Raw genomic sequence first — 20,216 nt, 5'->3', positions numbered from 1 at the left:
CGAGCACAGGAATCGCTTGTGCTCGCCCGCATGCTCACCGCATAATGGCGGTTATGATGTATCTCGATTGCCATGCCCTCGCCGACCTTTTTCGCGCCCTTGCGCGGCGCATGAATGACGAGCGCGATTACCTTGCAGAGCTCGATGGGGCGATCGGCGATGCCGACCATGGAACGGCGATGGCGGAGGGATTTTCCGCAGCAGCCGTCGCCCTCACCCATGATGTGGCCGACCATCCGTCGCTGCGTATTGCGCTGACGGGTGCGGCGCGCTCCTTCCTCAATGCCGTCGGTGCCACCACCGGTCCGCTTTACGCAAGCGGGCTGACGCGCGCCGGTCTTGCGATGCCCGACGAGCCGCGCGTGGAATTCGACCGGATTGCCGATATCCTGCTCGGGATTTCCGAAGGGATCGAGGAACGCGGCAAGGCTTCTCCCGGCGACAAGACCATGCTCGATGCCTGGCTTCCCGCGGCCCATGCCATCCGGGATGCGCGGCAGGCGGGCGAGCCGCTTGCCGCCGTCATGGAGCGTGCGGCGACTGCAGCACAGGAAGGCGCGGAAGCCACCCGGGGCATGGTTGCGGCCAAGGGCCGGGCTGCGCGGCTTGGCGCGCGCACCATCGGCCATCTCGATCCCGGTGCAGTCTCGGCAGCAGCGCTCATTGATGCAATGCGCGAATGGGTTCTTGCGGCAGCCGGGCGAGAGAACCGTTGATGGCCAGAAAACCGCGCGTCGCGACCGCACTCGAAAGGCAGTCCGGTTCCCAGCTTCCCTTGCGGTTCGGTGGCGATCCGCTGTTGTGGGCTGCCTGGCTCTATTACGAAGAAGGCATGACGCAGGGTGACATCGCGGTTGCGATGGGCATTTCGCGGCCGACAGTCAACGCCTATCTCGCGGATGCCCGTACCCTTGGCATCGTGTCGATCGAGATCGCGCCGGAAAAATTCCGGCAATTGTCGCTTGCCCAGAGCCTCAAGGAACATTTCGGCCTCGCCGACTGTCTGGTGATCCCCTCTTCGGGCGGCGAACGGACGCTGACGGAGCGGCTCGGTGCTGCCGGCGCGCAGGTGCTGGCGCTTCATGCCCAGTCCGGCGATACGATCGCGGTCACCTGGGGGCGGACGATGCTGTCGATCGCCAATGCGGTCGAACGGGTCAATCTCAGGGACATGCGCGTGGTGCAGGCAACCGGCGGCACCACGGCAAAGATCCCATGGACGCCCGAGGCTTGCGCCACCAGGCTTGCCGAGGCGCTCGATGCGCGCTGCATCCCCCTCTCCTCCCCCGCCATCCTGTCGTCGCAGGCGGTGCGCGACGTGCTGTTCGAGGAGCCGGTGCTGGCCGAGCAACTCGCCGTTCTCTCCGCGGCAAACCGGATTCTTCTCGGCATTTCCTCGCTCCGGGCCGAGAGCACGATCCATACCAGCGGCTTCTTCGACAAGGTCGATGTCAACGAGCACTATCACGCCGCGGTCGGCAGCATTGCCGGGCGGCTGATCAATGCCCGTGGAGAGCCCGTGGCGGGACCGCTCGATGGCCGCACGGTGGGCATTGAGCTTTCGGCGCTTCGCGCCATTCCGCAGCGCATTGCGGTTGCCGGCGGCATCGACAAGGTGCAGGCGATCCTGGCGGCGCTGCGCGGCGGCTATGTCAGCGTGCTGGTGACCGATGTGGACACGGCCTGGGGCATATTGCGCTCGGAGAATGTCGATATCCGCCCGCAGCGCATGGAGGGTGCCAAGGCGCCTCAACTGCCCGAGCGGGTCCACACCAAGAAATTCATAAACCGTCCGCAGGATGCCGTTGACGAGACGCTTTCAAGCGCGCTTCTGGCACATCCGGAAATCCTGGCGCCGGTTCCCGGCGCGCCGCGCGCGCTGCGCTCCGTGAATGCCCCGCGCCCCGGCAAGGTCGGCCTTGTGATCGGTGGCGGCGCGGGACATGAACCCGGATTTTTCGGCTATGTCGGCCCCGGCCTTGCCGATGCCGTCGTGGTCGGCAATGTGTTTGCCGCCCCTCCCCCCGATCCGATCCTGGCCTGCACCCGGGCCGTCAATGCCGGCGCGGGCGTGATGCATATCTTCGGCAATTTCTCCGGCGATGTGATGAATTTCGAGATCGCCGCCGAAATGGCCGCCGCCGAGGGCATCGATGTCGATGCCGTGGTGACGACCGATGATATCGCCTCTGCCCCGCGCGAGATGCGCGCGACCCGGCGCGGGGTCGCGGGCAATGTGTTCATCTTCAAGGTTGCGGGGGCTGCCTGCGAGCGGATGCTGCCGCTGGAGGCCTGCGTGGCGGTAACGCGCCGCGCCAACCAGCGCACCTTTACCATGGGGCTTGCGCTGGAGCCGGGCGCATCGATCGAGACCCGCAGGCCGACCTTCCTGCTCGGGCCGGACGAGATGGAAATCGGTGTCGGCGTCCATGGCGAGCCGGGGATTGCCCGCGCCGCGATCGGTACGGCCGATCAGGCCGCCGATCTCCTGGTCGACCGGCTGCTCGACGAGATGCTGCCGAAGGAAGGCGACCGCGTGGCGCTGCTGGTCAATTCGCTCGGCGCTACGCCGGATATGGAGCTCTATATCCTCAATGGCCGGATCCGCCGCAGGCTGAAGGCCCACGGCATCGCGGTCACCCGCTCGCTGGTCGGGCGCTATTACACCTCGCTCGACATGGCGGGGGTTTCGGTATCCCTGATGCATCTCGATGACGAACTCGCGGAGCTTCTGGATGCGCCGTGCGCGTCGGTGGCACTGTCGCAATCGTAGAACGGGCCTACTCCCAGGGCGAGATCAGGTCGATGCCGGTCTCTTGAAAATCCTTGATGTTGCGGGTCGCGAGCGTGCCGCCATGGACGCGGGCAATCGCCGCGATCATGCCATCCGGGGCCGTCATCGGCCGCCGGGCGCGCGCCGCCGCGCCCATGATCTCGCCATAGGCAAGGGCCGCGGTTTCGGTGAGTCCGAAAATGCGGTCGGCAAAGCGCTGACGCCATGCGGCAAGCCCCTCCTCCAGCCGGTTTGCGCGCTGGTCGGGGCGGATCTTGGCGATGCCATAGGCAATTTCGGCAATCACCACGCTCGGTAGCGCCAACTCTCCGTCATGGCGGATGAGCCAGTCGAGCACGCGGGCGTCGGGTTCGCGCCGCAGCGTCTCGGAAACCACATTGGTGTCGACGAAGATCACAGCGCCGGCCCGTCATGTGGCGTGCGGTTTTCTGCAATCACCGCGTCGACATCGATATCCGTGCCGTGGTCGCTGGCAAGGCGGGTGTAGAACTGCCGCGCCGGCTCGCGCCCCGCTTCCCGCTCGGCATAGATTTCCAGCGCGCGTTCGACGATATCGGCGATCGAGCGCTTTTCCCGCTGCGCCAGATGATGCGCCAGATCGCGGGCGCGGCGGCTTCGGACGGAGAGTTGCGGTTCTGCCATTGGCGTTCTCCTTTGGTGTTGCGCAGGCTTATGCGGCGCCCTGGGGCGCGCAGGTGGGAAGCCCATGCTTCGGCGTTGGCTTAAGGCGGTTCTATTGGCGTTCGGCACCCGCTCACGGCTCACAGCCAACTCCAGCAAACTGGTTAGTCTTCTTCAGTCCCCTCCGCCCGCGTCACCCTGGGGCTTGACCCGAGGGTCCAGGCCGCCGCCTCCAGTGTCGCCTGGATGCTCGGGTCAAGCCCGAGCATGACACCCGAGAGGGGGGCTCCAGGCGATTGCGATCCGGCGGTTTCCTGATCAAGCCGCCTTTGAAAGGGACGAGCATTTCTCTTGCGATCAATGTAGGGAAGGACGCGCGTGATGGCAAGATGGCAGGCGCCATCCAGATGGCAGGTCAGTCCTCTGCCCTCAGGAAGTCATTGACAATGAGGTTGAAGATTTCCGGCTTTTCCATGTGCACGTTGTGCGCTGAGCCCGGCACCACCGCGAGCCGGCATCCGGGAATGCTGTGCCACAGCATTTCCGGCTGGCGCCAGCTATAGGAGCGGTCACCGTCGCCCCAGAGCACCAGCGTCGGCATGCGAAATTGCGGCAGCGCGGCCGTTGCATCCCAGTTTTCCCAGGCGGTAAGGCTTGCAAGGGCTGCCTGCAGGCTGGCGCGGCGGCCTTCGGCAAGGCAGACCGCATAGCCCTCGGCTGCCGAACCCTTCACGAACCACGTCGCGGCGATGCGGGCGGCGGTGGCGTCTAGGCCATCGCTTGCGATACGCCGGCGCGAGGTCTCGATCGTTTCGAACCGATCGGGCAGAACGCCGACGGGACCCGTCCCGTAGAGGATCAGCCTGTCGATCCGCTCCGGCGCCATGGTCGCCATCTGTTGAACCACCATGCCGCCCATGGAGTGGCCGAGCAGATGGAAATGCTCGACGCGAAGCGCATTGAGCGTTTCAAGCACCATCCGGGCATGGCCTTCTATGCTCTCGGGCGCCTCGATATGGCCGCTTGCCCCGAACCCGGCAAGGTTTGGCGCGATGCAGTGAAAGTGGCCGGAAAGGGCCGAGAACTGGCCCTCCCACATTCCCGCCCCGCCGAGATAGCCGTGAACCAGCACCAGAGGCGCGCCGTCTCCCTCCGTGCGACAGACAAGGGGATCCATGATGCCTACTCGACAGCCGTGAGGTCGAAATTCTCGCCGGGGAAATATTTCGCAAGCCGGATATCGGCGGTGCGGGCATGGCCTTCCATGCCTTCAAGCCGGGAGATCCGGGCCGTGGCGCGTGCCACCGGCTTTGCGCCCTCGCGGCTGGCGCGCTGCCAGGTCACGATCTTCAGGAACTTGTGAACCGAAAGGCCGCCGGTATAGCGCGCCGCTCCCGATGTCGGCAGGACGTGATTGGTGCCGGCGGCCTTGTCGCCGTAGGCCACCGTGGTTTCCTCGCCGAGGAACAGCGAGCCGTAGCAGGTGAGCCGCGAAAGCCACCAGTCGAGGTCTTCTGCCTGGACGCTCAGATGCTCGGGCGCGTAGTCGTCGGCGGTCGCTGCCACCTCCTCGCGGGTGTCGCAGACGATGACTTCGGCATAGTCGCGCCAAGCTGCCTCGGCGCTTGCCCGGTTGGGCTCCGGCAGGGCGTCGATCAGGCGCGGCACGATCGCCATCACCTGCTCGGCGAGCACCGCGCTGTCGGTGACGAGCCAGACCGGGGAATTGTAGCCATGCTCGGCCTGGCCCACGAGATCGGCGGCGACGATTTCCGGATCGGCGCTCTGATCGGCGATCACCAGGCTGTCGGTGGGACCCGCGAACATGTCGATGCCGACACGCCCGAACAGGATGCGCTTGGCCTCGGCCACGAACTGGTTGCCGGGGCCCACGAGGATATCGGCTTTCGGCTGGCCGAACAGGCCGAAGGCCATGGAAGCAACCCCCTGCACCCCGCCCATGGCGAGGATACTGTCTGCGCCGCAGAGATCGGCGGTATAGAGAATGGCCGGATGAACGCCTGTTTCCGGACGCGGGGGCGAGGCGACAGTGATATGGCCGCAGCCTGCGACCTTGGCGGTGGTGACCGTCATGATCGCCGAGGCGACATGGCTGTAGCGCCCGCCGGGCACATAGCAGCCGGCCGCCTGGCATGGGATGATCTTCTGGCCGGCGAAGAAGCCGGGTGCGATCTCGATTTCCGTTTCGCTCAGCGTCGCCTTCTGGGCCTCGGCAAAGCGGCGGATATTGTCATGGGCGAAGCGGATATCATCCTTCAGCTTCTGCGGCAGGCTTGCCGCCGCAGCCTCGATCTCGTCGCGGGTGACGACGATATTGCCGCCATAACGGTCGAATTTCGCTGCATAGGCTTCGGCAACGGTCTCGCCGCCCGCCTCGATCTCATTGAGAATGGTCTGGACAAGACCGGTGACGGAGGCTGCGTCGCTTTCAGCGGTCTTGTCAGCCTTCTTCAGATAGGTACGCGGCACGGGTGACCCCCTTCATTGCGGAATATGGCATGGCATGGCGGCAGGGCTGTCAGGCCTTGCCCTTCCAAGGCACCAGCCTGCGTTCGAGAAAGCGCATCAGCATGTCGAAGCCGTAGGCAATGGCGGCAATCACGATGATGCCCATGATCACGGTCGGCGTCTGCAGGAATTGCGAGGCCGACAGCACCATGTAGCCGATGCCCTTGGTGGCGGCGACCATCTCTGCGGCGACGAGCGTGGTCCAGCCGAAACCGATGCCGATGCGCATGGCGGTCAGGATTTCCGGCAGGGCTGCGGGCAGGATCACGTAGCGCATCACCTTCCAGCGGCTGGCGCCGAAGGAATAGGCGGCGTGGATCTGTTCGATCGCGGCCGATTTCACGCCGGAGCGGGCGCCGAGCGCCACGGGCGCAAACACCGACAGGAAGATCAGCAGCACCTTCGAGGTTTCGCCGATGCCGAACCAGATGATCATCAGCGGGAGATAGGCGAGCGGCGGGATCGGGCGGTAGAACTCGATCGGCGGGTCGAATATGCCCCGGATCATCGGGCTCATGCCCATGGCAAGACCAAGCGGAATGCCGATCAGGCAGGCCAGCAGAAACGCGCCGAAGACGCGGGCTGCGGAAATGAGGATATGGACGTAGAGCGGCGTGCCGGTAAACCCGTTCTGCATGGTGTCGAAGAACTTGCCGACGATTGCGACAGGCGACGGCACGAACAGCGGCTTGACCAGACCGAGCGCGGTGACGGCCCACCAGATTGCAATCAGGATCACCATGGTGACGATGCTGAGGATCATGGTGTCGCCGTAACCCGGGACGCCATAGGTTTCGCCGGGCCGTGTCGCCCTTCCCTTGGAAAGGCGCGCGAACAGGCTGGTGTTTTTCTTGGCGGGCCGGGCCGCGGCGCCCGCTTCAGACTTGGTTTTGGTGATGTCGGTCATGCCGCGTCTTCCTCATCGGCGAAGATGATGGAAAGCACCTCCTCGCGCAGTTTGATGAACTCGGGCGAAGCCTTGACCTCGCGCGCTTTTGCACCCTCGATGAACTGGCGTGAAAAGGGCAGGTCGAAGCGGTGGGTGATGCGGCCGGGACGCGGCGACATCACGATCAGCTTCGTGCCCATGAAGAGCGCTTCCTCGACGCTGTGGGTAATGAAGAACACAGTCTTTCTGGTGTTGTCCCAGATCTTGAGAATGAGTTCCTGGGCTTTCTCGCGCGTCAGCGCGTCGAGCGCGCCGAGCGGTTCGTCCATCAGGAGCACCCGTGGATCGCATGTCAGCGCCCGCGCAATGCCGATGCGCTGCTGCATGCCGCCAGACAGCGCATAGATCGGCGATTGTTCGAAGCCCGTGAGGCCAAGGAGCGCGATGAACTTCTCGGCGATCGCGTCGCGTTCCGCCTTCGGGCGGCCCTGCAGCTTCAGACCGAATGCGACGTTTTCCCGCACTGTCAGCCAGGGCATCAGCGCGTGTTTTTGAAACACCACCGAGCGGTCGGCGCCGGGGCCTTCGACCTTGTGGCCGTCCAGCAGTATTTCCCCGCTCGTGGGCGAGAGAAACCCGGCGATGAGGTTGAGGAGCGTCGATTTTCCGCAGCCCGAAGCGCCGAGGGCGACGACGAAATCGCCTTCGCCGAGCGACAGTTCGACCTTTCGGAGCGCCTCCACCGGCGCGTTGCCGCTGGCGGATGGATAGACGACGGACGCACTGTTGATTTCCAACACCATGATCGTAATCCCATCTGCCCCCGGATTGTGCAGAACCGGGGGCGTTGCGTGGAAAGTGCCGGGCTTACTTGGCGGCTTCGGCGTAATCGGCGTTGACGAACGGCGTATAATCGTCGGCAACGGAATCGATACGTCCGGCGGATTTCAGGAACTCGGCCGTGCCCTTCACGGTCTCTGCCGAGCCGCCGAGCCAGGTTGCGCTGACCTGTTCGGAAAGCGGCAGGAAGGCGAAGCCTTCCAGAATGCCGGGCACCTGTTCCGGATCGGCGCCGGTGGCCTTCGCCAGCGTCTGGACCTCTTCGCTGTCGGCTGTCCACTTGGCAGGGTCGGCAAGATAGGCCTTGTTGACGCTGTCGACTTCCTTCAGGAAGGCTACCATCTTGTCCTTGTTCTCCTCGCCGAATTCGGTGTTGACCACCCAAGCGTCGAAGGTCGGGTAGCCCCAGGCTGCCGTTTCGTCCGCACCGATCAGGAGCGTGCCGGTCTTCAGGATTTCGGACTGAACGGGCTGCCAGATCCAGGCTGCATCAATGGCGTTCTGTTCCCAGGCGGCAGCGATCTGGTCCGGCGGCATGTTCATGATGGTGACGTCGCCCTCGGCGATGCCTTCATGCTTCAACGCACCCATCAGCGAGAAATGTGCGGTGGAGCCCACCGGCACGGCGATCCGCTTGCCCTTCAGGTCTGCGAGCGTCTTGATGCCGGAATCATTGGACACGATCAGGGATTCCGCCTTGCCGATCACATCGGAGAAGGCGATCATCTGCAGATCCACGCCCTGGCTTGCCGCGATCGCAAGCGGCGAGGAGCCGAGTTCCGACAGCACGACGTCGCCGGAGGCCATGGCGGCGATCACATCCGTGCCGGAGGCGAATTTGCGCCATTCCACATCCCAGCCGGTCGCCTTTTCAACGGCATCCGAGGAGGCCAGAAGCTGCATCGGCGTCGGGTTGCCGAAATGGCCGATAATGATCGTTTCGGCAAAAGCCGCTCCGCTCATCAGGATCGTCAATGTGCCTGCGATGGCACCAGTCATAAGGGTCTTCAACATTCCACTCTCCAGATTTGGTTTCAGGCGGGGTTATTGTTGTTCTTGATGCTGACACTGCTCCCCGCATTGCGTGTTCAGCTTGTATTCTCTCAAGTCATCCGCCCGGCCGAAAACGCGACGCAGGCCTCAGCCAGAAGATCGATCGTGTCGATCGCGACGGCGTCCGGATCGACAGCCTCGCAGACCAGCGACAATTCCGAACAGGCGATCAGCAACAAGTCCGCGCCCTCGCCCAGAAGTGCGCGCGAGAGCGCCGCCATCCGGCATCTCGCCGTCTCATCCGCGCCGTACATCTTGATGTGGCGGATCAGCGACAGGAGCGCTGCATCATCCGACAGATAAAGCGGCGTGCGCGCCGTGCCCGCGAACGCCTTGTCGAACACGCCGGTAAGGCGTACCGCAGGCGAGGCAAGCATGCCGATGCGCGCACCAGGCCGGGTTTCGGACGAGACGCTCGTGATCGATAGCTGCACCATGTCGATAAAGGGGATCGACACGGCTGCGCGCACCTGATCGGCATAATGGTGTGCCGTATTGCAGGGCATGGCAAGCGCTTCCGCGCCGAAAGCTTCCAGCTTTTGCGCCATGCCGGCAATCACGGGGCCGGGGTCTTCGCCCCGCCCCTCGATCAGCGCCCGGATCCGCGATGGAACCTGCGGGTTGTTGTCGACGAACATCGGCACATGGCCTGCATCGTCCTCCACCGGCGTTGCGGCGATGATGCGGCGCATCAGAAGCACTGTTGCCTCTGGCCCCATGCCGCCGATAATCCCGATCCGCCGCATCTCAGGCCGCCCCTTTCAGACGAAGCGACGTTCCGCAGTGAATGATGATCTCGGCTATGTGCGCGCAGTCCTCGATGCTGAAGGTCAGCGGAATGCGCATGTCGAACAGGCCGGACAGAACCCGGTCAGTCTCCGGCAGCGCCTGATCCGCGATGAAGCGCCAGCTGTGATGATTGCTGGTAAACGCCACGGGGTCGGCATCGCCGAACCATTTCAGCTCGACGCCGAGCGCCTTCGCCTCGGCCATGAAGGCGCAGGCCTCGTCCGCGGTGATGCCCTCGGCAAGAAACTGGATGGAGCTTCCGACCGGGTCTTCGGCGGCGGGGCGTTCGGGCAGATGGAACAGGCCGGACGCCTTCAGCGCCGTCTCGATGGTCCTGTATCGGTCGTTCCAGCGGGCGATGTTGCGGCCAAGGACCGCGAGCTGCGGCCTGAGGATCGCGGCGCGCAGATTGTCCATCCGGCCCGAGCAGTTGGGCGTCTCAAGCCGTGCCGCTTCGAAATAGTGCTTTTCCGGCGCTGCGCCGTGGCGTTCGTAGAGCATGTAGGAGCCGGAAAGAATGATGGCGCGCGCCATGAAATCCGGATCGTTCGAGGTCAGGAGACCGCCCTCGCCTGCGTTCATGTGCTTGTAAGTCTGCGTGCTGAAGCAGGCTGCGTGCCCGAAATTGCCGCTTTTCGTGCCATTCCAGCTTGCTCCCATCGTGTGGGCGCAATCCTCGATGACCGTCAGTCCATGTCTTTCGGCAATCGCCATCACCGCATCCATGTCGGCAAGATGGCCGCGCATGTGGGATATGAGCAGGAAGCGGGCGCCATCGGCCTTGCGCGCGAGATCGTTAAGATCGATCACCAGATCGCGGGTGCATTCGACCAGCACCGGCCTTCCGCCGGCATTCACGATCGCACCCGGCACGGGCGAGAGCGTGAAGGCGTTGGTCAGCACGGGCTCGCCATGCTTCAAGCCCGCCGCCATCAGCGCAATATCCATGGCATAGCCGCCGGAGGCACAGGCCAGACAGTAATCGGCGCCCTGAAAGGCGGCATATTCGGCTTCCAGCAGGGCGGCTTCCGAAGTCTCGCCCGCAACCGTGTTGTAGCGATGCAGCCGCCCGCTTTCGAGCACCCGCAGGGCAGCGGCGATCGCTTCGGGGGCGATCGGCTCCTGCTGGGTAAATGCGCCTGCAAATGGTTTCGGTGCCATGGAGATGAAAGCTTTCTGTTCTCAGGCTACGGCGGCAGTATGATCAAAGGTAAAAGCGCTTGTATAGCCAAACAATCCTGCCGAGCCGCCGGTGTGGAGAAAAACGATTTTTTCACCCTTCCGGAATGTGCCCTTGCGGCAAAGATCGATCAGGCCGGCGGCGCCCTTGCCCGAATAGACCGGATCAAGAAGAATGCCCTCGAGCTGCGCGAAAATTTCGATCGCCTCGATGGTCGAGGGCGCCGGGATGCCGTAACCGTCGCCGACATAATCGGTATTGGCGACCACATCCTCGCGGCTGACGACGCCGGGGCAGCCGAGCTTTTCTGCGGTGGCGAGCGCAAGCTTGTAGACGTTTTCCTCCTGCTTCGGCTTCGGCGCGCGCACGCCGATGCCAAGCAGCGGGATCTGCGCATTGATCGCCTTGAGGCCGACGATCAGCCCGGCCTGGGTGCCGGCGCTGCCGGTGGCGTGGATGAGGTGGTCGATGACGAGATCACGCTCATTGGCCTGGTAGACGAGTTCCAGTGCACAATTCGCATAGCCGAGCGCCCCGGTGGCATTCGAGCCGCCGCCCGGAATGGTGTAGACGGTCTTGCCGGTTTTGCGCATCGCGTCGGCAACGGTTTCCATTTCGGCATTCATGTCCATACCGCCATGGCGCTTTTCGGCCGTCGCGCCATGGAGGTAATCGAGGAAGACATTGCCATTTGCGTTATAATTCGGGTCGTTCGATCCGGTACGGTCTTCCAGAAGAACGTGGCACTCCATCCCGAGCCGTGCAGCAGCAGCAGCCGTCTGGCGCGCGTGGTTGGACTGGGTGGCGCCCTGCGTCATCACGACGTCTGCCTTCATCGCCTGCGCCTCGGCCATCAGGAATTCCAGCTTCCGGGTCTTGTTGCCGCCGGTCGAAAGCCCGGTGCAATCATCGCGCTTGATCCAGATTTCCGGGCCGCCAAGCTCCGCCGTCAGACGATCGAGCCGCTCCAGCGGCGTCGGAAGGTGGGCGAGGTGAACGCGAGGGAAACGAGCGAGATGCATGGAAAACCAACCTTGATAAAATTGCCTGTTATCAAATCTTGCGCATTTCTTTTGCTTGATCAAATGCCGATTACGCGGGATAATATGCACAAACTGCATGTTAAGAGGTTTCGCGATGCGTCTGGAATGGCTTGAGGATATTCTGGCGGTGGTGGAGACAGGTTCCTTCAATGCCGCCGCGACCCGCCGCAATGTCACCCAGCCGGCCTTCTCGCGCCGGATCCGCGCGATCGAGGATTTCGTCGGCGCGGAACTGTTCGACCGCGAGCGCAAGCCGGTTGGGCTGAAGCCGTCGATCTCCGCGCAGCAGGATGAGATCAAGCGGCTCGTCAACGGCATGAAGGATCTGCTCTACGAACTGCGGCGGCAGGGACGCGAGGCCAGCAACCGCATCATCATCGCCAGCCAGCACGCCATCACCACCTCGCGCGCGCCGAAGATCATCGAGGGGTTTTCAAGCAATCTCGATGTCAGCGTGCGCCTGCGCTCGGCCAACCGCGATGAATGCCTGGCGCTGCTGATGACCAAGCAGGCCGATCTTCTGCTGAATTACCAGTCGCAGGCCGAAGCCGCGGAAGAAACGGAAGACTATCTCGAGCGGGTCAATCTTGGCCCCGAGGCCTTCATCCCGGTGTTTGCCACCCATGGCCTGGGGCTCTTGAACGACAGCTATGCCCGCGGCGAGTTGCCGGTGATCGCCTATCCGGGCGACGCCTTTCTCGGCAGGATCTTCAATGAAGAGGTGATGCCGCAGATCAAGAGCGGCGAATTCGTGCATCGCAAGGTCGAGACCGCGTTGACGCTTGCCGCACTCCAGTTTGCAATCAGGGGTGTCGGGGTTGCCTGGGTGCCTGAAAGCATTGCCACGGATGCGATCCGTGCGGGTCTGATCTTCAATCTCAGCGAGGTGCTGCCGCATACCACGCTGGCGGTGGCGGCAGTGCGGCTTGCAGGCGCGCACACGGCTGTTCAGGACAAGCTCTGGGCGGAAATCAACGCGGCGCGTTGAGAAGGCGTCCGTCGTTCAAAGCACAACCGAAAAGACGTCGCGCGAGTTCAGGTTCCGGACCTGGCTTACCGTCTGGCCATCCCAGTAATAGGAAAAATGCTGGCCCTGGACCGGAATGCCGGCCACATCCGGAAAGAACAGCGCAACGGCAAGTCCCTCGGGATAACGGACACTGCGGTAGAGAATGCCGTCTGCCGATTGCGCGTGAAGGGCTGCGCCGAGCGCCTGCGGCGCGGCGTAGTCATCGGGATGGTAGAGATCGGCAAAACGCTCGGCATTGCTGACATCGTGAAGATCGGCATCGAGCGTTCCGACAAGCTCGCGGAAATCGGATGTCCAGCCGGGCGGCTCGCGGGTTGCGGCCATGAAAACGGCATGGTGATGCATGGTCTCGAACAGTGCGACCTCGATCCGGTCGCCTGCATAGTAGACGCCGAACGTGCCATCGCTGAAACGGCTCGGGCGATCCGGCGAGGTGTGCACGAAGGGCGCCATGGCCCACGAGGCGCCCTCGCCCGCGACCCGCCGTGCCGGCGGCACCAGATCAAGCATGCCGACGCTTTCGCTGATGCGCGGATTGGTCTTCGCCTCGGCGGAAAGGATCGCATCCCAGTCGGCCGGGTCGGCGATATCCTCGAACAGATCGATGGGCGGGAAGCGCGACCGGACGATCCGGTGGGCCTTCGCCCACCTTACCTTGCGTTTTTCTGGATGCGCCAAGCCTAGCCGCCCCGAACACTGTCAAGATAACGCCTGATGCGCATGATGTCGGTCAGTTCCCCGGCAAGCATGACAGCAAGCGCCGAGGAGCCGCCAAAGGCCTCGTTCGGTCGGCGCACCCAGTCATAAGCCCGCTGTGGCTGGGTGAAGATGATCCTCAGCGCCTTGTGGATGCCCATCAGGTTCGAAAGCCGGGCCTTCAGGTCACGCGGAACGCGGCCGATTTCTCCGGTCTTCCAGCGTGCAAAGGTACGGGCCGAAAGGCCCCCGAGCAGAATGCAAGCCTCGTGATCGCTCACCCCCCATCGGGAGAAGAGATTGACCACCGCCCGCGCCATGGCTTCGCCCTCCGCATCCGTGATTTCGGGCGCGGCTGAACGAAAGGCGGTTTTTTCGATCATCTGAAGGTGCGGCATATCTCGCTCCGTCTGTCATATGGCGACATATAGGAGTTATTCCGCCAAAAGGCAAGGCTATCAGCCTCAACGCACCCTGCGGAGCGTTTCTGAAGGCGTTTCGCCGTAGGCGGTGCGATAGGCAGAGGCCGCGCGACCCAGATGGCCGAAACCCGATGCCAGCACGGCATCTGCAACCGTGAGAGACGATGACGGCTTTGTCAGGAGCGAGCGCAGCAGAGCAAGCCTTGCCTTCTGGACGCCCTCGGAGAGGGTGTGGCCGAGCGCCTTGCGATAGGCTTCCTGCAGCGTGCGCAGGGGTGTTCCGGCCGCAGCCGCGACATCGGCCATCGCAATATTGTCTGCGGCATGCGCGTTGATGAACTCCTCCGCCTTCTGCACCGAAAGCGGGCCGGCGGCTGCGACAGGGCCCTGCAGCAAGGCGGAACGGTTGCTCGATAGCCCGGTCAGCATCAGCGATATCAGGCCATCGCGCAGCATCACCCGGTAGGGATCCGGCACGGCCCCGCCGCCTTCGGCCGCTTCGAACATCAGCCTGACATGCGACAGGATGCTTTTGCCGATCGGGGTGGTGAGATCGACTGCGGGGACGAACTCGATGGGTGCGGTAACGCGGTGGGTCATGCTCTCGAAGAAGTCCTCCACGGCGCGGCGGCGCATCAGCACGATCAGCTTTTCGCAGCCCTCGCCCCAGACCATCCGCGAGGCAAGCGTGGGGGAGAGCAGCGAGCCGCCCCTCCCCGCCTCTACTTCCGCAATCCTGCTGCCGCAGCGGACATTGGCCTTCCCGGCCGTCGGAAGCTGCAGCAGGAAAAAGTTGGAAAGCTCGCCTGGATCGATCTCGACCTTGGCGCCGTAGGAAACGAAGTTAACGGAATAGCCAGGCTGTTCGACAGCGTTATGGACGGCATGAAACGCGCCCCCGTCCTGGTCCTGAACGCTGAGAAAATGCGGGCAGAAGATGCGTCCGATCGCATCGCGCGCCTCATCGACGGCGCGGGTATCGACCAGGCCGTGATCCTTGAGGGGTATTGCAGGCGCATCGATCATCGACGGTTTTCCCTCGGATGTCGAATTGAGGCCATGTTCGCCAAGCGCATGCTGCGCAATCGAGGCTAAGGCGTTCAAGGCCGTCTGGAATTGATTTAAGCATAAAGTGGAGGGAAAATCCATTCGCAATCTTCTCGGGGCCGGTTTCGTTGGCGGGCCGCTGGCGAGAGCGCCGACTTGGCGCCGGCGGAAATTGCGCGAGGGAATTGCTGGTAGAACGAAAGGAGGGTTTGCCCTGGAATGTTGGCAAGCAGGGTTCTCCTCCCGGGAATGAGCCTTCAGCTATACTCGTCCGAAGAAATCCCGAGGCGTCATGCCGCGAAATCGCCATCCTGTCCGCCCCTCCCCTCCCCCAAGCTCAATTGCAGAGCTTCGGCCGAAAGGCATTGTTTCTTTTGGGATGCATCGCGCAAGCTTGAACGTGCTGGGCATCAGGCCGCGAATTGTCCCCTCCCCTCCCCCTTCAGTTGGCGCAGTCGCCTTCTCTATCGAAATCCGCTGCCCGGTAACGCTTCGCCCCACGCACGGCATTGATTAAAATTGCTTTTTCTTGAGCTTCATATTATCGATAATCGGGTTCAACGATCTATGCGGACCCAGCCAACTCCGGTTCGAAGCCAAAAAGGCGAGATGCAATGACGAGGTCGCCAAACTGGCAGCATGTCTATGATGTTCTGGAGGCGGACATATTGTCGGGGCATCGGCTCCCTGGTGCTCGTCTCGTGGAAGACGATGTCATGGCGCAGACAGCATCAACCCGGCATGCCGTCCGCCGCGCCTTTGCTGCGCTGGAGCGTGACGGCCTCACCAATCTCGAGCCCCGCAAGGGCATGCGGGTGTTCAGCCTGCAGCCGGATGCGCTTTCCGAGATCGTCGAGATCCGCTTGTGTCTCGAGCGGCAGGCAATCGCTCGGCTCCCCTTCCCAGTGAGCGCCGGCAAGCTAGCGACCCTCAGACAGATTGCCGGCCGCCATCGGGGGGCGTCGCGCGACCTGGATTCGGTGGCGGCCTTTCGGCTCGACATGCTGTTTCATGAGACGCTCTATCGTGCCGCAGGCAGCCGCCAACTGGTTGATGCCATCCTTCGATACGCCCGACCGGGTCACGCCGTCCATCGCGCTGCTTTCAACGACAGCGGTCTTCGGGAGGCAGAGACGGCACAGCATGATGCGATGATCAAAGCGATCGCTGCCGAAGATCGAGACGCCCTTCGCCAGCTTGTGGATGAACATCTGCATCGGCCCCTTTCCTTTTTCCGGGCCGCGAGCATGCGTGGCAAGAAGCCCGCTTGAACGGCGTGTGCCCAGTGTGAAAACGCGCAAAAGTTTTCAATTGAAAACTCCCGCAGAGGAAAGCGAAAGACGGTGGCGTGCAACGTACTGCGGAGGTCGGTAGAGGCGGATGGGTAGCGGTCACCCGCGACAAATATTCAAGCGTTCGGCTTTCGACACCGAGCGAAGGTGACCCAACGGCAATCGGCGTGTTTTCAATTGAAAACTTTTTCACCGTGGCAGCTTTCATCCGCTTCAGCAGGCGTCGCGGTCCGCAAGGCGCACAATCGCCTCTTTCATGATTGCGTTCGCGCGGGGCGAGGGGCCTACTTTTACACACTTGCTTTGCCCGGCTTGCGCGGCCGCCTGTATCCTTGATAGGGGCCTGAACGTGAAACACCCGCCGTAGGACCGCTTCAGGCCCGCGCCGCGATGGGCGTATGCACGGACCAACGCGCATCGTAGGCTATCTTCTGGCAGTGCCGGCTCCGTCAGAAGCGTGAGACAGTATAGTATGCAGAAGCCCATTGCTGCGGCTCGTGCCGAAACAAAGTGCGACCCGGTCGCGCGGAAATACTGCAAATACGGGCCTTTTCATCTCTGTGAGCATCTGACATTAACCTTTCATTAACGAAAAATACCTTGCAGAATCGGAACGAGTCATGCAGCGTTGACGCAAATGAAGTGATTTCGGACAGGAAACCGTCAGATGAACGAAACAGCCGCATATAGCCCGATCGGCGACACCGCGGCAAAGATCGAGGATTACACCGAAAGGCTGTCGGCGGAGCTGCAGTCAATGCGCCATCGCATCTATCCGCCGGAGGCGCGCAAGCAGTTCACGCGCACCTTTTCGACGCTCGATCTGGTCAAGCTGCTCGATGTGCCGGAAAGCACATTGCGGGCAATGACGATTGATGGCAAGGGCCCTCAGCCGACACGCGCGGACAACAACCGCCGCATCTATCAGGTCGAACAGCTCGGCGAGCTGCGCCAGTTTCTGGCCGACCGGCGCCCGGACGACGCGATCCGTCTCTGGCCGCGGCGTCGGGCAGGGGAGAAGCTGCAGGTCGTTGCCACCGCGAATTTCAAGGGCGGCAGTTCCAAGACCACCACGTCGATCCATCTGTCGCATTATCTGGCACTTCAGGGCTATCGCGTGCTCTGCATCGATCTTGATCCCCAGGCCTCGATGACGTCGATCTTCGGCTTGCAGCCGGAATTCGATGTCGGCGAGAACGAAACCGTTTATGCAGCCCTGCGCTATGACAATGAGCGCCGGCCGCTTTCCGAGGTGATCCGCGAAAGCTATTTCCCCGGCATCGATCTCGTTCCCGGCAACCTGGAGCTGATGGATTTCGAGTTCGATACGCCAGCCTACCTCTCCCAGCGCGAACGTGATGCGCTTGGCCTGTTCTTCGAGCGGCTGAAGAATGCGATCGCATCCGTTGAAGATCAGTATGATTTCGTCGTGCTCGATACGCCGCCCTCGCTCGGCTATTCCACGCTTGCCGCCCTTTATGCGGCCACCGGCCTCATCGTCACCGTTCATCCGGCGATGCTTGATGTTGCCTCCTGCAACCAGTTTCTCATCATGATTTCGGATCTTGCCGACACGCTGGCCCAGTTCGGCGCGCGGTTCGACCATGATTTCCTGAAATTCCTGATGACCCGGGTCAATCCGAATGACGGTCCGCAGAAATACATGGCAAGCGTGATGCGCCGCCTGTTCGAGAATGACGTGCTGGTCTACGAGGCGATCGAATCGACGGCCATCGCCGGCGCCGGCGTTGCCAAGAAGTCGCTTTACGAGCTTGAAAGCGGCGAGGTCGGCCGGGAAACCCTGAAACGGGCGATCGAAAGCGCCGACAATGTGAATGGTGAAATTCTGGCTCTGCTGCAGACCGTGTGGGGGAGGGCGCCATGAAAAAGAACATTCTGAAGATGATGGCAGAGGCGAGCGCCGACGAGAAACCGTCCGAGCAGCCGCCGGTCTCGCCGCTTTCGCGCGCGAGGCGTGGTTCATCCGTGGTCAACAATGTCGGCAAGGCACTGAATTCACTGTCGGAATCAAGCAGTATCGTGCTCGATCCGTCAAAAATCGATGCCTCGCCCTACCAGGATCGCTTTGCCGGTGACGGCGAAACCACCGAGGAAATCGAAAACCTTGCCGCATCGATCCGGGCCGAAGGGCAGAAGATGCCGGTCCTGGTGCGGCCCCATCCGAAGGCCGAGGGCCGCTATCAGCTGGCCTATGGCCATCGCAGGCTTGCCGCTGTCCGCCTTCTTGCCGCAGAAAGCAAGACGCCGGCCGAGGTCACGATCCGTGCCTTCGTGCGACCGCTCGACGACCGGGAGCTGCTTGTCGAGCAGTCTCTCGAAAATGGCGTGCGCGAGAACCTGACATGGATCGAGCAGGCCTTGTGGGCCGCACAGCTCAGGCAAGCCGGCTTCTCCAGCGTTGCCATCGAGCCCGTGCTTGGGCTGTCCAAGACGCCGATCTCGCTGATGCTGAAGGTGGCGAATGCCATCCCGCACGATATCATCTTTGCCATCGGGCGCGCCAAGGGCGTCGGTCGGCCGAAGTGGATGACGCTTGCCGATCTCTGCCTCAAGGGTGGGGATGAAACCGTGGCGCGGATCCGTGGCGGTCTCGAAAGTCCGGCTTTCAAGGCAGCGGATCCATCGAGGCGTATCGATTTTGCAGCGCGTATCGCGCGCGGCGGAGAAGAAACGCGGGCGGAGGCTTCTGTGCGCGAGCTCGTCAGCAATGGCCGCGCGCTCGGCCGTATTTCCACATCCGCATCCGGGACGACCATTTCGATTGCGGGAGCAGAGCGGGATTTCGCCGCCTGGCTTACCGACCGGATGGATGATCTGGCTGCGGAGTATTTTTCATCAAGGGCCGGCTCCGATCGCAAGAATTGAGATCGGAACGACCTGAAAACCGAGGCAGCAAAAGGAGAGAAACAGACAAAAGAAAAGGCCCCCAAACGACAAGCGTCCGGAAGCCGATAAGTTCTTAGCACCTACTGATTCGCATTTCCGTTCGTATCCGTCAAGAGGCTTCCTCGCATTTGGTGTGGGGGAGGGGTGGATTCTTTTGCCTTTTTGAAAGGTGAACCCATGGAACATGCGATGACGACGACGCCCTTCGGGCGGCGGCCGATGACGCTTGCGATGCTTTCTGCCCAGAAGGCGGCGCGGGCGGTACCGGAAGGCGCGCGGGCGAACAAGTGGAAACTGTTCCACAATGTGCGCGCGGCGCGGGCAGCGCTTGGCGCCAGCGATCGCGGCCTTGCGATCCTGAATGCGCTTTTGACCTTCTATCCCGAAAACGAGCTCTCGGCCGAGACGGGCTTTGTCGTCTGGCCGTCGAACGAGCAGCTGATCGCGCGCGCCAACGGCATTTCGCCGGCAACGCTCAGGCGCCATCTGGCGGTCCTGGTCGATTGCGGGCTGATCATCCGCCGCGACAGCCCGAACGGCAAGCGCTTTGCCAGAAAGGGCAGGGGAGGGCAGGTGGAGCAGGCCTATGGTTTTGATCTGTCGCCGCTTGTCGCGCGGGCGCAAGAGTTTGCGGCGCTCGCCGAGACAATTGCTGCCGAACGGCAGGCGCTCAAATGCGCGCGCGAGCGGCTGACGCTTCTGCGCCGCGACATCGTCAAGATGATCGAGGCAGCGCTTGACGAGGGGGTTGCTGGCGACTGGGCGAAGATGAGCCAGGTTTACCGCGCCATCATCGACCGGCTTCCGAGGATGCCTGACCTGACGACGGCAGAGGATATCTGCGATGCGCTTTCGCTTCTGCATGAAGAGGTGCGCGACACATTGGAATTCCACGTCAATTCGGAAAATATGAACGCCAATGAGTCTCATTCTGCGCGCCACAAACAGAATTCAAACCCAGAATCCCAATTTGAATCTGAATACGGCTTTGGAGAAAAGACAGAAGCGAGCGGCAGCGCCGCGGAAACCGACAACCTCCACACCCTGCCGAAGCGCGAATTGCCGCTGGCACTGGTGCTCGATG

The 20,216-nt window shown here is 62.6% G+C and carries 20 protein-coding genes; 7 read left to right on the top strand and 13 right to left on the bottom strand.

Annotated features, from left to right (window positions below; all coding sequences use genetic code 11):
• Nucleotides 1-56 precede the first annotated feature (56 nt).
• The gene (dhaL, locus tag HPQ62_RS14540) at nt 57-716 is read left to right on the top strand and encodes a dihydroxyacetone kinase subunit DhaL (RefSeq protein ID WP_174803460.1); all 660 of its coding nucleotides are present in this window, start codon (nt 57-59) and stop codon (nt 714-716) included.
• On the top strand, nt 716-2,773 hold the full coding sequence (locus tag HPQ62_RS14535; RefSeq protein WP_174803299.1) for a bifunctional sugar-binding transcriptional regulator/dihydroxyacetone kinase subunit DhaK: 2,058 nt from the start codon (nt 716-718) through the stop codon (nt 2,771-2,773). Before dhaL ends, HPQ62_RS14535 begins: the two co-directional genes overlap by 1 nt.
• A 7-nt stretch (nt 2,774-2,780) precedes the next feature.
• Here HPQ62_RS14535 and HPQ62_RS14530 read toward each other — a convergent pair whose 3' ends face one another.
• The 10 genes from HPQ62_RS14530 to cuyA form a co-directional block, all read right to left on the bottom strand.
• A complete protein-coding gene (locus tag HPQ62_RS14530) occupies nt 2,781-3,191 on the bottom strand; it encodes a PIN domain-containing protein (protein WP_174803298.1) in 411 nt (136 codons plus the stop codon).
• Entirely contained in the window at nt 3,188-3,436 is a 249-nt protein-coding gene (locus HPQ62_RS14525; RefSeq protein ID WP_174803297.1) for a type II toxin-antitoxin system VapB family antitoxin, read from the bottom strand. The genes HPQ62_RS14530 and HPQ62_RS14525 overlap by 4 nt, the downstream gene beginning before the upstream one ends.
• A gap of 394 nt (nt 3,437-3,830) precedes the next feature.
• Nucleotides 3,831-4,592, bottom strand: coding sequence for an alpha/beta fold hydrolase (locus HPQ62_RS14520; RefSeq protein WP_174803296.1), 762 nt, complete (start codon nt 4,590-4,592; stop codon nt 3,831-3,833).
• Between the two features lie 5 nt (nt 4,593-4,597).
• The gene (gene hisD / locus HPQ62_RS14515) at nt 4,598-5,905 is read right to left on the bottom strand and encodes a histidinol dehydrogenase (protein ID WP_174803295.1); all 1,308 of its coding nucleotides are present in this window, start codon (nt 5,903-5,905) and stop codon (nt 4,598-4,600) included.
• A 49-nt stretch (nt 5,906-5,954) separates the two neighbouring features.
• Complete coding sequence (locus HPQ62_RS14510) at nt 5,955-6,782, bottom strand: ABC transporter permease subunit (RefSeq protein WP_206678093.1); 828 nt, start codon at nt 6,780-6,782, stop codon at nt 5,955-5,957.
• Between the two features lie 65 nt (nt 6,783-6,847).
• Nucleotides 6,848-7,636 (bottom strand): taurine ABC transporter ATP-binding protein, encoded by a 789-nt coding sequence (locus tag HPQ62_RS14505; protein WP_174803293.1) that lies wholly within the window; start codon nt 7,634-7,636, stop codon nt 6,848-6,850.
• A gap of 64 nt (nt 7,637-7,700) precedes the next feature.
• On the bottom strand, nt 7,701-8,687 hold the full coding sequence (tauA, locus tag HPQ62_RS14500; RefSeq protein WP_174803292.1) for a taurine ABC transporter substrate-binding protein: 987 nt from the start codon (nt 8,685-8,687) through the stop codon (nt 7,701-7,703).
• Nucleotides 8,688-8,776: 89 nt separating this feature from the next.
• Nucleotides 8,777-9,472, bottom strand: coding sequence for a cysteate racemase (cuyB, locus tag HPQ62_RS14495; RefSeq protein WP_174803291.1), 696 nt, complete (start codon nt 9,470-9,472; stop codon nt 8,777-8,779).
• Nucleotide 9,473: 1 nt separating this feature from the next.
• On the bottom strand, nt 9,474-10,676 hold the full coding sequence (locus HPQ62_RS14490) for a DegT/DnrJ/EryC1/StrS family aminotransferase (protein WP_174803290.1): 1,203 nt from the start codon (nt 10,674-10,676) through the stop codon (nt 9,474-9,476).
• Nucleotides 10,677-10,697: 21 nt separating this feature from the next.
• Nucleotides 10,698-11,717, bottom strand: coding sequence for a D-cysteate sulfo-lyase (cuyA, locus tag HPQ62_RS14485; RefSeq protein ID WP_174803289.1), 1,020 nt, complete (start codon nt 11,715-11,717; stop codon nt 10,698-10,700).
• Nucleotides 11,718-11,832: 115 nt separating this feature from the next.
• Here cuyA and HPQ62_RS14480 point away from each other — a divergent pair, with 115 nt between their 5' ends.
• Nucleotides 11,833-12,726: a LysR family transcriptional regulator gene (locus HPQ62_RS14480; protein WP_174803288.1), complete on the top strand. Its 894-nt coding sequence runs from the start codon at nt 11,833-11,835 to the stop codon at nt 12,724-12,726.
• Nucleotides 12,727-12,741: 15 nt separating this feature from the next.
• Here HPQ62_RS14480 and HPQ62_RS14475 read toward each other — a convergent pair whose 3' ends face one another.
• The 3 genes from HPQ62_RS14475 to HPQ62_RS14465 form a co-directional block, all read right to left on the bottom strand.
• Complete coding sequence (locus HPQ62_RS14475; RefSeq protein ID WP_174803287.1) at nt 12,742-13,446, bottom strand: RES family NAD+ phosphorylase; 705 nt, start codon at nt 13,444-13,446, stop codon at nt 12,742-12,744.
• A gap of 2 nt (nt 13,447-13,448) precedes the next feature.
• On the bottom strand, nt 13,449-13,862 hold the full coding sequence (locus HPQ62_RS14470) for an MbcA/ParS/Xre antitoxin family protein (RefSeq protein WP_174803286.1): 414 nt from the start codon (nt 13,860-13,862) through the stop codon (nt 13,449-13,451).
• 66 nt (nt 13,863-13,928) lie between these two features.
• Nucleotides 13,929-14,912, bottom strand: coding sequence for an AraC family transcriptional regulator (locus HPQ62_RS14465; protein WP_174803285.1), 984 nt, complete (start codon nt 14,910-14,912; stop codon nt 13,929-13,931).
• A 635-nt stretch (nt 14,913-15,547) separates the two neighbouring features.
• Between HPQ62_RS14465 and HPQ62_RS14460 the strand changes: the two genes are divergently transcribed.
• The 4 genes from HPQ62_RS14460 to repC form a co-directional block, all read left to right on the top strand.
• Nucleotides 15,548-16,204, top strand: a complete 657-nt coding sequence (locus HPQ62_RS14460) for a GntR family transcriptional regulator (protein WP_174803284.1) — start codon at nt 15,548-15,550, stop codon at nt 16,202-16,204.
• A 688-nt stretch (nt 16,205-16,892) separates the two neighbouring features.
• Nucleotides 16,893-18,110, top strand: a complete 1,218-nt coding sequence (gene repA, locus HPQ62_RS14455) for a plasmid partitioning protein RepA (protein WP_174803283.1) — start codon at nt 16,893-16,895, stop codon at nt 18,108-18,110.
• Nucleotides 18,107-19,111, top strand: a complete 1,005-nt coding sequence (repB, locus tag HPQ62_RS14450; protein ID WP_174803282.1) for a plasmid partitioning protein RepB — start codon at nt 18,107-18,109, stop codon at nt 19,109-19,111. Before repA ends, repB begins: the two co-directional genes overlap by 4 nt.
• A 198-nt stretch (nt 19,112-19,309) precedes the next feature.
• Nucleotides 19,310-20,216, top strand: a 907-nt coding sequence (gene repC / locus HPQ62_RS14445) for a plasmid replication protein RepC (RefSeq protein ID WP_174803281.1), incomplete at its 3' end; no start/stop codon positions are given.

It is taken from the genome of Martelella limonii (assembly GCF_013344475.1).
GTDB classification, from domain to species: Bacteria; Pseudomonadota; Alphaproteobacteria; order Rhizobiales; family Rhizobiaceae; genus Martelella; species Martelella limonii.
This window is presented reverse-complemented; position numbering and strand designations above follow the sequence as displayed.